Source organism: Flavihumibacter petaseus NBRC 106054, from assembly GCF_000974785.1.
Lineage (GTDB): Bacteria > Bacteroidota > Bacteroidia > Chitinophagales > Chitinophagaceae > Flavihumibacter > Flavihumibacter petaseus.
Genome location: NZ_BBWV01000001.1, coordinates 500,687 through 513,001, shown reverse-complemented (window position 1 = coordinate 513,001; position 12,315 = coordinate 500,687). Strand labels below are relative to the sequence as shown.

Below are 12,315 nucleotides of genomic sequence, written 5' to 3'. Positions count from 1 at the left end.
AAATAAAACGGTCTTAATTTTGCTAACAGTGTTAGGTAATTCACATGGGAATAGCTGAACGAAAACTCCGACAGCGGGAAGAGGTGCGAAACCTCATCCTGGAGACGGCCTGGGAAATGGTCCGTGAAGAAGGCTGGCAAGCACTCTCCATCCGTAAGATCGCCGATGCCATTGAGTACAGCGTTCCCGTGATCTATGACCACTTTGAAAACAAGGAAGCCATCCTGCTCGAATTCGGCAAACAGGGCTTCGGTATCCTGACCAAAAAACTGGCCCAGGCCAAGAAAAAACACGATGATCCGGGTGCCCAGCTGAAAGCGATAGCAGATGCCTACTGGCAGTTCGCTTTCAACAATAAAGAGTATTACCAATTGATGTTCGGCCTGAATATGCAGGCCTGTGAAACGGAAAAGGTTATCCCTGAACGGGGCACTTTCCGGAGACTTGTTTCCGAACCAATTGAAAAAATTTTGAACAATCACCACCGGACAGATGTAAATGCTTGCATGAAGTATCATACTTTCTGGTCGATCATACACGGTCTTGTATCCATCAAAACCCTCGCCACCGGTACAGAGATATCGGACGAAGTCAACAAAATGGTGTTGGACGACGCCATGACCGGCTTCATTAAAAACCTCGAGCGCTAGCCATTAAATTTTTTTTGCCCGAAAACCTAACAGTGTTAGGTATAATAGTTACGTTATAAACAGTTATCCATGTTACAGTTCATCAAATCAGCAAGCAATTTCAACGGCATCTTTTTCGCCAGTATCGCACTGGTGTACCTGTATGCCTGTAATGCAAAGGCCAACACGGAAGGCGCAGGGGCGCCGCCGCCACCAGCATTACCCGTCATCGCCCTCCAGGCCCAGGATGTAAACACCTTCCAGGAATATACCGCCTCTCTTGAAGGCAGCGAAGACATCGAGATCCGTCCCCAGGTGGATGGTTACCTCAGCAAGATCTATGTAGACGAGGGCGCCTGGGTGAAAAAAGGAACACCCTTATTCGCCATCGACAGCCGCCGGTATTCCGAAGCGCTCAACAATGCCCACGCCAGCCTGAAACAGGCAGAAGCCAACCTTGAATCCGCCGATATCAACCTCGGCAAGATCGAGCCGCTCGTTTCTTCCAACGTGGTGAGTGATGTGCAACTGAAAACCGCACGCGCCAACCGTGATGCAGCAGCTGCTGCAGTCAGCCAGGCTGCCGCTCAGAAGGAGCAAGCCAGCATCAATCTCGGTTACACGCTCATCAAAGCGCCGGCAGATGGTTATATCGGAAGGATCCCCTACAAAACGGGCAGCCTGGTGAACAGCAGCAACGCGCAACCGTTGACGCTCCTGTCCTCTGTAAAAGAAGTGTATGCCTATTTCTCACTCAGTGAAAAAGAATGGCTGCAATTCTCCCAGCGCTTCCCGGGCAATACCCTCGACGCGAAACTGAAACAGGTGCCACCGGTAGAACTTGTGCTCGCCGATAACTCAGTGTACCCGCAGAAGGGTAGGATCGAAACCGTGAATGGGGTCTTCAACAACCGGATGGGAACTATCTCTCTCCGTGCAGTATTCCCCAATGAAGGCGGCGCACTCCGTTCCGGCAGTACTGGTGCCGTAAGACTGCCCCGGGCAAATGATGATGCCGTTGTGGTACCGCAGGAGGCAACCTACGAACTGCAGGACAAGGTATTCGTATTCCAGGTGAGTGACAGCAATACCGTTACTGGTAAAGCCATCTCGATCAACGCAAAATCAGGAAATTATTATCTCGTAAATGGCGGTGTGCATGCGGGCGACAAGATCGTTTTCGCCGGCATGGGCAGGCTGCAGGAAGGTGCCCGGATTACCCCGGAGATCATCTCCCTTGACAGCATCCTGCAGAGCAACCCGCTTTCTAAAAAATAAACCAGAACATGTTCAAGATATTTATCGAAAGACCCGTGCTGAGCACGGTGGTCTCGGTACTGCTTACCTTACTGGGACTGATCAGTCTGTATACTTTGCCGGTGACCTTGTTCCCGGACATTGCGCCACCGACCGTCCAGGTAACCGCTACTTATCCCGGTGCCAATGCTGAAGTAGTAGCGCGCGCCGTGGCCACCCCGCTGGAAGAAGCCATCAATGGTGTGGAGAACATGACCTACATGACCTCCACTTCCAGTAACGATGGTACATTGGCGCTGAACGTTTATTTCAAACTCGGTACCGATCCTGACCTCGCTTCGGTGAATGTGCAGAACCGGGTATCCAAGGCCGTGAACCAGCTTCCTGCTGAAGTTGTGCAGAGTGGCATCTCTACGCAGAAACAGCAGAACAGCATGATCATGGTGCCCCTGATCTTCAGTAAAGACAGCACCTATGATGAAACCTTCCTGCAGAACTATGCCAAGATCAATATCATCCCCGAAATTCAACGGGTATCCGGTGTGGGACAGGCCATGGTATTCGGGGCGAAGGATTATTCCATGCGCATCTGGCTGATGCCCGACCGCCTTGCTGCCAACAAGCTTTCCGTACAGGAAGTGCTGAATGCGATCAAGGATCAGAACATCGAGGCAGCCCCCGGCCGTTTCGGACAGGGCAGCCGCGAATCCTTTGAATATATCCTCAAGTATAAGGGCAAACTCAGCAGGAACGAACAATACGAAGACCTTATCCTGAAAGCATTGCCCGATGGATCCCTGCTGCACCTGAAAGATGTGGCGCGTGTGGAATTCGGTGCGCTGAGCTATAGTGCCGATACCTATATTGAAGGGTATCCCGGCATCGGTATCGCCATCTTTCAGACAGCAGGATCCAACGCCAATGATATCCTCACGTCAGTGGATAAGGTGCTGAAGAAAGAATCACTGCGTTTCCCCAAAGGCGTTGAATATTTCAACATGTACAATGCCAAAGAATTCCTGGATGATTCCATCAGCCAGGTACAGCACACACTGATCGAAGCCTTTATCCTCGTATTCATTGTGGTGTTCATCTTCCTGCAGGATTTCCGTTCCACACTCATCCCGGCAATCGCGGTTCCGGTGGCCATCATCGGTACCTTCTTCTTCATGCAGCTATTCGGCTTTACGATCAACCTGCTCACCCTCTTTGCCCTCGTATTGGCGATCGGTATCGTGGTGGATGATGCGATCGTGGTGGTGGAAGCAGTGCATGCGAAAATGGAACGAACCAATCAACCGGCGAAGGAGGCGACCTTGCAGAGCATGCAGGAGATCTCCGGAGCAATTGTATCGATCACCCTCGTGATGACGGCGGTATTCATTCCCGTTGGCTTCATGCAGGGACCGGCAGGGGTATTCTATAAACAGTTTGCCTTTACACTGGCCATTGCGATCCTGATCTCTGCCCTGAACGCGTTGACTTTGAGTCCCGCGCTTTGTGCCCTCTTCCTGAAGAATGATCATGGAAAAGAAGGTGCCCACGGACCGGCAGGAACTACCATTGCCTTCAACGGATTCTCCAGGCGCTTCTTCGCAGGTTTCAACGCTGCCTTCACGGCAACGACCAACCGCTACAAACGGGGACTGCAATTCCTGTTCAGGCAGAAGTGGGTGGCGCTTTCTGCTCTGGCACTGGTTACCGTGGTGACCGTTTCCATGATGCGTTCTACCCCCACAGGATTTATTCCTACGGAAGACCAGGGCTTCATCGTGTACTCCGTGAACCTGGCTCCCGGTGCATCACTGGACCGTACGCAGAAAGTGATGGACAAGATCGACAGCATCCTGAAGCCGATGGAAGCCATTGAAAGAATGGGTGCCGTAACGGGGCTGAACATCGTGGCCAATGCGAACAGCTCTGCTTATGCAGTGGGATTCATCCGCATGAAGAACCCGAAGGATCGTGGCGCTGTAAAGAATATCGATGGCGTGATGGGCGTGATCAACCAGAAGCTCAGTGTGATCAAGGAAGCAAATATTTTCCTCTTCGTATTCCCCACGGTGCAGGGCTTTGGTAATACCAGCGGATTTGAATTCCTGATCCAGGACCGCACCGGTGGTTCCCTTGATAAACTGGGACAAACCGCCTATGGGTTTATCGGGGAACTGATGCAGCGCAAAGAAATCGCCTATGCCTTTACCACCTTCAACAATGGCAACCCGCAATATGAAATCGAAGTGAATGATGCAAGGGCAAAACAATTGGGGGTATCAGTGAATGACCTGCTGCAGACTTTGCAGGTATTTTACGGCAGCAGCATGGTGTCCGACTTCAACCGCTTCGGTAAATATTATCGCGTGATGGTGCAGGCGGATGTTCCTTTCCGTTCTGAAGAGAGTTCGCTCAACCATATGTATGTGAAGAACAATATCGGTGAGATGGTACCGGTGAACGGGCTCGTGAACCTGAAGCGCGTGTACGGACCCGAAACGGTGACCCGCAACAACCTTTTCAATGCAGTGACCATCAACGGGGTGCCTAAGCCGGGCTATAGTTCCGGTGATGCGATCAAGGCCATTGAAGAAGTAGCAGAGAAATACCTTCCGAGAGGATATGCTTATGAATGGAGCGGGATGACGCGTGAAGAAATCGGCGCCGGCAGTCAGACCAGCCTGATTTTCCTGCTAAGCCTGGTGTTCGTGTACTTCCTGCTCGCAGCACAATATGAAAGTTATATCCTGCCATTCGCAGTGATCCTTTCCATACCAACCGGCATCTTCGGGGTGTTCGCCTTTATCAAGCTGACCGGCATTGAAAACAATATTTATGTACAGGTAGGATTGATCATGCTGATCGGCCTGCTGGCCAAGAATGCGATCCTGATCATTGAATATGCGGTGCAGCGAAGACGGGCGGGTAAGTCCATTCCGGCTGCAGCGCTGGAGGCAGCGACCCTGCGCCTGCGACCGATCCTGATGACCTCACTTGCCTTTATCGTGGGACTGATGCCACTGACCTGGGCAACCGGGGGATCAGCCCTGGGTAACCGGTCCATCGGAACCGGTGCACTGGGCGGGATGCTGACCGGTGTAGTGCTGGGCGTATTTGTGATCCCCGTGCTCTACATCATCTTCCAGTACCTGCATGAAAAAATTAACGGTAAAAAGATTACACATGAAACCGAAACAGCACTGGCGTAACCGCTGGAACAATAATAAGGCCACCTGGTATTCAGGCTGGCACAAAACACCTGCGGCAGCATGGCTCGCAATAGCAGTCCTCTTCTTTTCCGCTTGTCGGATGGGAAAGGACTACCAGCGGCCGTCCCTGGACATGCCGTCTAATTTTACGGCACCTGCGGCAGGAACTTCGCCTTCCTCAAACACAGCATCATTCGCTTCCAACCCGGCAGCCGGAACTGCTGATGCCGCAGTTGTCGAATATGCAGACAGCAACAGCATTGCCGACATTCCCTGGAGGCAATTTTTCCCGGATACGGCGCTTGTGCATTTGCTGGAGACTGGTCTGCAGTACAATAATGATCTGCTGATTGCGTCCCGCCGGCTGGATATCGCCGAAGCCCAACTGAAAAGAGCCAAATGGGCACAAACGCCCGATTTGCAACTATCTGTCACGGGTGCCATCAATCGCCCTTCGGACAACAGCCTTAACGGACTGAGTGCAAAAAGTTTTCTCGGCAAGAGTTATATCGAGAACTACAACGCGATGGTAGGCATTTCCTGGGAGGCTGATATCTGGGGCAAGATCAGCCGCCAGCAGGAAGCGGTACGCGCCAGCTATTTTGCCACAGCCGAAGGCCGTAAGGCAGTGCAGACGCGCCTGATCGCGGATATTGCAGAAGGATATTTCAACCTGCTGATGCTGGACGCACAGCTCACCATCACAAAGAAAAACCTCGTGCTGAACGAAGACTTCCTGCAAGCGAGCCGTCTCCTTAAAACGGCCGGTATTGTAACCGAGCTGGCAGTTCAGCAAGCAGTAGCCCGCCGCGATGCGACCGCGTTGCTGGTACCTTCCCTTGAGCAGCAGGTAGGGCTGCAGGAGAATGCCCTGAGTGTGCTAACCGGCAAACTCCCGGGAAGGATCAACCGCACCGGCAAACTGCGTGACGAAGTATTTCCTGAATTGTCCACCGGGTTGCCCGCCTCTATGGTGCAGCGCCGCCCGGATGTACAGGCAGCCGAATTTCAGCTGGCAGCAGCCAATGCCAAAGTCGGCGTTGCACGGGCCGCCTTCTATCCCGCATTGAACATTACCGCCGGCGTGGGTCTCGAAACCTTTACTGCCAGCAACTGGTTCAATATCCCTGCTTCCCTGTTTGGCCTGGCAGCGGGTTCGCTCACCCAGCCACTCCTGCAACGCAAGACCGTTGTGACCAACTACACCGTCGCGCAGTTGGAGCGGGAAACCGCCGTACTGGAATTCCGGCAAAGCGTTCTTAAAGCGGTGGGAGAGGTGCAGGATGCACTGGTGCGTACGACCAAACTGAAAGAGCAGGAGCGTTTCGCACAAAGCCAGGCCGACACGCTGCGTGTTGCCGAGACTAATGCCCGCCAGTTGTTCAAGAGCGATATGGCGACTTACCTCGAGGTGTTGATCGCGCAGGAGAATGCCTTACAGGCTGAGTTGTATCTCGCGATCGTGCAGCGCTCGCGGCTCACGGCAGTAGTTGAGCTGTACCGCGCGCTGGGTGGCGGATGGAATTAAGAAAAGAAAAGCCCGCAATGAATAGCTCACAGGTTATTTTTTGCCCGTTTGGTTGGGTCGCTGGCGCTCCCTGTGGCTTGGTTGTATTTTTTTCACGCAAAGCGCGCAAAGGAGCAGGGGCGCGAAGAAGAAGGAAGTGAGCAGGGAGGTGTAGAAGTTTGATGTGAATGTTACCGCAGGAGTTGGTGTTGAGCCACTCTTGCGGTTTTTATTTTGAAGAGTAGTGAGGTTTGCAACGGAGTATTCAAACAGGCCGGGGTAACGTTAATGCTGGTGACTACTATCGTCGGTGGAATCAGGAGCATCGTTTTGCAGGCTTTGCAACAACGAGAGGAGACTTGCCAGGGCCTCGTCAGAAAAATGTTCAAGTAAATGATCGATTTCGGCTTTTATCGCTTCTCTTGTCATAAGGAATTATTGGACCCGAAGGTACAAACATTCATTTGCGCCTTTGCTCCTTGCGGGGCACGCTTCGGCTACCGGAGCTTTAGCGAAGGAGGCTTGTGCCCTTGCGTGAAAACACGACATTCGGGATGCCTATGCAACCGACCGGATCGGCTCACCGTCTATCCGTAAACGCCAACTGTTATGGGATCCCCGAACTTCCTGCTCCGGTTCGCCGCACTGCTTTTCCACGCCTTTGCGAGCTTCCTGGTAGTAAACTACTTCCTGAACATGGATTTGTCCGGAAGCTGGTTGCTATTCAGTGTGTTTGTCCTGGTGGTAGGTGTATTGGTATTCCTGTTTCTGAAACACGTCGTCTACTTTCGACAACATATAACCAAAACACCTTAAACCATGATCTCTTTTTTACTTTTCCTGTGTTTATTCTTTGTAATTGGATTCCTGCTGAAGGTTTTCCGGAAGTCATCTTATGTAAGTGAATCCGGCCGCTTCCAGGCTGCAGCTTTGTGGCGGCCTGCTGCGGCGGTAATCGCGACTTTCCTGGTACTGGCCATTAACCCGATCGATGTGGAACGCATAGATGCCGGATCCGTGGGTATTAAAGTGAGCAATATCGGTGACCAGCGCGGTGTCGGCAAGTCTGAGTATGTGACCGGGTGGGTCTTTTACAATTCCTGGATCTCGCGGATCTATGAGTTCCCGATCCACCAGCAGCACATCGACTATGAGGAGAATGATATCGTGACCAAGGGTGGATTCCGGGCAACCATCAAGCCTTCTTTCAACTATTCCATCAATCCGGGCAATGTAGCCGATATGTTTCAGAACCTGCGGGTAGGTGTGAAGGAAATGGAGCAGGGTTGGCTGAAGAATGCTATTGTAGGATCGGTGAACGATGTGGCGAACCGGTATACGGTAGATTCTATTTTCAATCACCGGGAAGAGTTTGAATCCGCGATCGTGAAGGAGTGCAACAAGCGCGTATCGCAGTGGTTCAATGTGTCGCAGCTGCGGACGAACATTGTGCCGCCGAAGGAGATTTCAGAATCGATCGTGGCCAAGACCCGGGCGATCCAGGAAGTACAGGTGGCCGAGAATCAACGGCAGGTTGCTGTTGCTGAAGCAGAAAGGAAGATTGCCGAAGCGCGAGGTGACTCGGCGCAGGCGGTGATCCAGGCTGCGGGCCGGGCAGAAGCGATCCGGAAAGAACAGATGTCGCTCTCGCCGTTGTATATCGAATACATCAAGATCCAGAAGTGGAGCGGACAGGTACCGACTACTGTTGCGGGTAGTGGAACAGGATTATTGATCCAGTTGCCGAAGGCCGGAAGGGAGGAGTAGGTCAAGCACCGTCTCCGTCGGAATCGGCAAGATTTGAATAAAAAGTGTATATTTTACCCTTTAAATCAGCTAAGGCTAATGTTAAAGGGAATAATCTGCGTTCTTTTCGCATCTTCAATATCCTTGAGTTCTCTGGCACAGGCGGCTGCGCAGGAAAAAATGCAACCCTTTCCGCTTCAGCAGGTGCGGTTGCTGGAAGGGCCGTTTAAGGAAGCACAGCTGACTGACATGAACTATATGCTCCGGCTGGATCCCGATCGCCTGCTGGCGCCTTACCTGAAGGAAGCAGGCCTCGCGGCGAAAATGGACAATTACCCCAATTGGGAGAATACGGGGCTGGACGGACATATCGGCGGCCATTACCTTTCTGCCTTATCGCTGATGTATGCGGCAACAGGTGATGCCCGCATGAACGAGCGGCTCGACTATATGCTGGCGGAGCTGAAACGATGCCAGGATAAGATCGGCACGGGATACCTGGGCGGCATGCCCGGTGGTATACAGCTTTGGCAGGATATCGCTGCCGGTAAGATCACTTCCGACACCTTTGCCCTCAATGGCAAGTGGGTGCCGCTGTATAATCTTCACAAGACACTGGCGGGGTTAAGGGATGCCTACACGATCGCCGGGAAAGAACAGGGTAAGGTGATCCTCATTAAGCTCGTTGATTTTGTTGCAACCATTGCCGGTAAGCTGTCAGATGACCAGATCCAGACCATGCTGGTGTCAGAGCACGGTGGATTGAATGAAGTATTTGCTGATGTTTCGGTCATTACAGGAGATCAAAAATACCTGCAGCTGGCGAAAAGGTTTTCGCATAAAATTTTGCTGGACCAGTTGGTACAGGGGCAGGATAAGATGAACGGGCTTCATGCCAATATGCAGATTCCCAAAGCAGTTGGCTACAAGCGCATCGCCACCCTCAGCAATGATGCTTCCTATGCGAAAGCAGCACAGTTCTTCTGGGAAACCGTCACGCAGCACCGCTCCGTGGTGATCGGTGGCAACAGCGTGGACGAACATTTTAATCCCACGAATGATTACCGTACGATGATGAACAGCATCGCCGGACCGGAGACCTGTAATTCCTACAATATGCTGAAGCTGACGGGGCAGTTGTTCGAAACTTCAGGGAGCCCATCCTACATCGATTTTTATGAACGGGTATTGTACAATCATATCCTGAGCAGCCAGCATCCTGAAACAGGCGGCTTCGTGTACTATACGCCGATGCGCCCGCGGCATTACCGCACCTATTCCAACGCAGATGATTGTATGTGGTGTTGCGTGGGATCCGGGATGGAGAACCATGGCAAATACGGCGAACTGATCTACGCACACCAGGGCAGCGATCTTTATGTGAACCTGTTTATGGCATCCCGACTGGAGTGGAAAGAAAAAGGAATGGTGGTGCGGCAGGAAACTAATTTCCCCGACGTGGCCGCTGCGAAGCTAACGGTCGAATCTGCCGGGAAAGGTGTGGGGGAAATCCATATCCGGTACCCGGCTTGGGTGGCGGAAGGTAAACTGGAAGTGGCTGTTAACGGTAAAAAGATTCCGGCACCTGGCAATCCAGGCAGTTATATTACACTTAATCGCGCCTGGAAAAAGGGAGATGTGATCACCGTGAACCTACCGATGACCGTTCATTCGGAAACCCTGCCAGATCAGTCGGCATATGTTGCATTTGTTCAGGGACCGATCGTACTGGCAGCTCTCACGGATACTACCAGGTTGGACAATCGCATTGGCACCGGCAGCGATCAGTTCGGTGGTTATCGTGCAAAAGGAAAAGTTTATGGAGAAGATGAAGTGCCGGTGGTGGTGAAAAAGGGTGAGCACCCGGAGCAATACCTGGTGCCGGTAGCTGGCAAGCCGCAGACTTATTCCGCGACGGCGATTTTATCTCCCGAAAGTTTTCGAAACCTGCAGTTGATTCCGTTTTATAAGTTGCATGATGCGCGGTATATGATCTACTGGCCGGTGAAGGAAAAGTGATGAGGAAAAGCGCGCGGTGGTTTGCTCGCAGGGATTTCTCGCAAAGGTGCAGAGGCGCAAAAGTGCAGGTAGTCAGGAGAATTTGAGAAAGAACCAGGAAACATACGCCGCCAATATTACCAGCGAAGTCAACGATCCATACAATAGTCCCCATGCGAAGTGGTATTGGCTTGCCTGGTTTTTTCGCTTAGCGGTGCGTTTCAGGAGCCAGCCGCATACGAGGCATAAGGCAAAAACAAGTAGAAATATTTCAAAATAATCCAGCAATCTTGTGTAGCGCACGGATAGATATTGCAGGAGGACTGTTGAGCCAAGGAAGACAAATTTCATGGGGATGAATATCCGGATTTTATATTAAAGCAATTCAGCAGGCAGCAGATGGCCATAAGCTGCCTATGAATTATATTCGGAATGGTTTCCAGATTTCAGATTTTGACTCTCTGACTGCGCCTACCCCCAGAGGCATTTCGAAGAGATCATTGATTGATGGATCTATCAATGTTGCCTGCCTGAGAGAGATTAATTTTGAATTTTCCTCCGAATGATTGTCCTGACCACATAGAAACTGCCAAAATCCATCGTCTGCTGAGTGACTTGCATAAAGTATAGGCATTTTTTCGGTGAGAACATGATCACAAGTGATACAAGCTGTATTTTCAGATTCTTTAAATCTGAAAATTGGTTTTGGGTTCTTTCTAAAAAAGTTTAACATAGTGCTTGATACTTCGATGCGAGAGTTGGGTTGTTATGCCGGACTGGATTTATGGCGGCATAAAGATCTTCTATTGATTCATCGTGGATCGCGTTTGACGTTATAAAAGAGTTATTAACCGTGTCGAACGCCTGCCTGATTTCATGATTGACGAACCAGCAACCTATAATCAGGCATACAGGCAGCAGGACGATCAATAACTTTTTTTTAGAAGTCATAAACATAAACATCAAGATTGTTCTTCATTAATGTTGCTTCTATAATTGGTTCAATCCGGTCCCAGGTACCGCCGGCAAGCCCGCAACCGATCCGGGGCATGTGGACGCTTGCAGCCTTATCAACGGCGAATTCCGAAACTTTCTCCAGCCCTGACGCAATGGCCTCGTAACGGATTGGCGGATCACCGTTTTCATCGCTTTTGATCTTGTGCTGGCCGATGATATTGGCAACCCAGAGGTCATCTTCCACCTGTACAAACTGCACCTGGCCCAACACAAAGTTTTCGCCGGTGCGATGCCATTCTCTGTATTGTGCTTCTGGTTCTTTCCATCGCTTCGAAATGGCCATCACGAACCCTTTACCCCATCCTCCAATATCATTGCAGACATGCACGATGATCTTGTTGCCTGAATTCAGAGGGTTGGTGGCGTCACCCTTCAGGTAAGATAAATTATTAGCCATTTTGTTGGATTGAGCCTGTTTTAATTCTCTGATTCTTGTCGCCTATGACTACTGCAAGCGTGCCGACGATGATTGGCTCCAGTGGAATTACCTGCAACTCTATGCCGGTAGTCTGGTAACCAACGCCGTCAATTGTTAGTACAAGTTTTTTAATTCACAATAGCCCCTGGTACAGGCAGTTTAGTGCGCGCTTCGAGAATCCGGCCCGTAAGTAAGTTACCGGCTGAATCTCCCGAAAGCAGATCGCCTGGGGGAGCGTCTATCGTGGCTTCATGGGAACCCATCTGAAGGGGAGTAACGTGCATTTGTGCATATGCAGGCGAAGAGGGATTGCCCGCAACTGCCGGCGATTCGGCAACGCCCAGGAAGAACAGTGCTGCAAAAAACCGGTTGAACCGGGAAGTAACTGGCGGATTCTCAACATCTGATAATCCTGTAAGATCGATCACAGCTTTTTTGCATTGATCGCAGTATTTACCAGCTCCCGTTGCTTTCATGGCGGACCAATCCCGGTTGCAGGGTTCTGTGATGGTCAGGGTGTATTGCTTTCTTTTCATACGA

10 protein-coding genes are annotated in these 12,315 nt (G+C 51.2%); 7 read left to right on the top strand and 3 right to left on the bottom strand.

Annotation, left to right across the window (positions count from 1 at the left end):
- Positions 1-44 precede the first annotated feature (44 nt).
- The 4 genes from FPE01S_RS02200 to FPE01S_RS02185 all read left to right on the top strand — a co-directional run bounded on the left by FPE01S_RS02200 (position 45) and on the right by FPE01S_RS02185 (position 6,617).
- On the top strand, positions 45-650 hold the full coding sequence (locus FPE01S_RS02200; RefSeq protein ID WP_046367282.1) for a TetR/AcrR family transcriptional regulator: 606 nt from the start codon (positions 45-47) through the stop codon (positions 648-650).
- Positions 651-719: 69 nt separating this feature from the next.
- Entirely contained in the window at positions 720-1,907 is a 1,188-nt protein-coding gene (locus FPE01S_RS02195) for an efflux RND transporter periplasmic adaptor subunit (RefSeq protein ID WP_052955452.1), read from the top strand.
- Between the two features lie 8 nt (positions 1,908-1,915).
- The gene (locus FPE01S_RS02190; RefSeq protein ID WP_046367281.1) at positions 1,916-5,089 is read left to right on the top strand and encodes an efflux RND transporter permease subunit; all 3,174 of its coding nucleotides are present in this window, start codon (positions 1,916-1,918) and stop codon (positions 5,087-5,089) included.
- Positions 5,064-6,617: an efflux transporter outer membrane subunit gene (locus FPE01S_RS02185; protein WP_083990113.1), complete on the top strand. Its 1,554-nt coding sequence runs from the start codon at positions 5,064-5,066 to the stop codon at positions 6,615-6,617. Before FPE01S_RS02190 ends, FPE01S_RS02185 begins: the two co-directional genes overlap by 26 nt.
- 264 nt (positions 6,618-6,881) lie before the next feature.
- On the opposite strand, the gene FPE01S_RS25780 is transcribed toward FPE01S_RS02185, so the two are convergent.
- The gene (locus FPE01S_RS25780; RefSeq protein ID WP_157473867.1) at positions 6,882-7,025 is read right to left on the bottom strand and encodes a hypothetical protein; all 144 of its coding nucleotides are present in this window, start codon (positions 7,023-7,025) and stop codon (positions 6,882-6,884) included.
- A 180-nt stretch (positions 7,026-7,205) separates the two neighbouring features.
- On the opposite strand from FPE01S_RS25780, the gene FPE01S_RS02180 reads away from it, so the two are divergent.
- From FPE01S_RS02180 to FPE01S_RS02170, 3 genes are all read left to right on the top strand, one after another.
- Positions 7,206-7,412: a hypothetical protein gene (locus FPE01S_RS02180; RefSeq protein WP_046367280.1), complete on the top strand. Its 207-nt coding sequence runs from the start codon at positions 7,206-7,208 to the stop codon at positions 7,410-7,412.
- Between the two features lie 3 nt (positions 7,413-7,415).
- A complete protein-coding gene (locus tag FPE01S_RS02175; protein ID WP_046367279.1) occupies positions 7,416-8,363 on the top strand; it encodes an SPFH domain-containing protein in 948 nt (315 codons plus the stop codon).
- Positions 8,364-8,486: 123 nt separating this feature from the next.
- Positions 8,487-10,361, top strand: coding sequence for a glycoside hydrolase family 127 protein (locus FPE01S_RS02170; RefSeq protein WP_169749121.1), 1,875 nt, complete (start codon positions 8,487-8,489; stop codon positions 10,359-10,361).
- A 919-nt stretch (positions 10,362-11,280) separates the two neighbouring features.
- Here FPE01S_RS02170 and FPE01S_RS02155 read toward each other — a convergent pair.
- Complete coding sequence (locus FPE01S_RS02155; RefSeq protein ID WP_046367276.1) at positions 11,281-11,754, bottom strand: macro domain-containing protein; 474 nt, start codon at positions 11,752-11,754, stop codon at positions 11,281-11,283.
- Positions 11,755-11,903: 149 nt separating this feature from the next.
- Complete coding sequence (locus FPE01S_RS02150; RefSeq protein WP_046367275.1) at positions 11,904-12,311, bottom strand: hypothetical protein; 408 nt, start codon at positions 12,309-12,311, stop codon at positions 11,904-11,906.
- Positions 12,312-12,315: the final 4 nt, after the last annotated feature.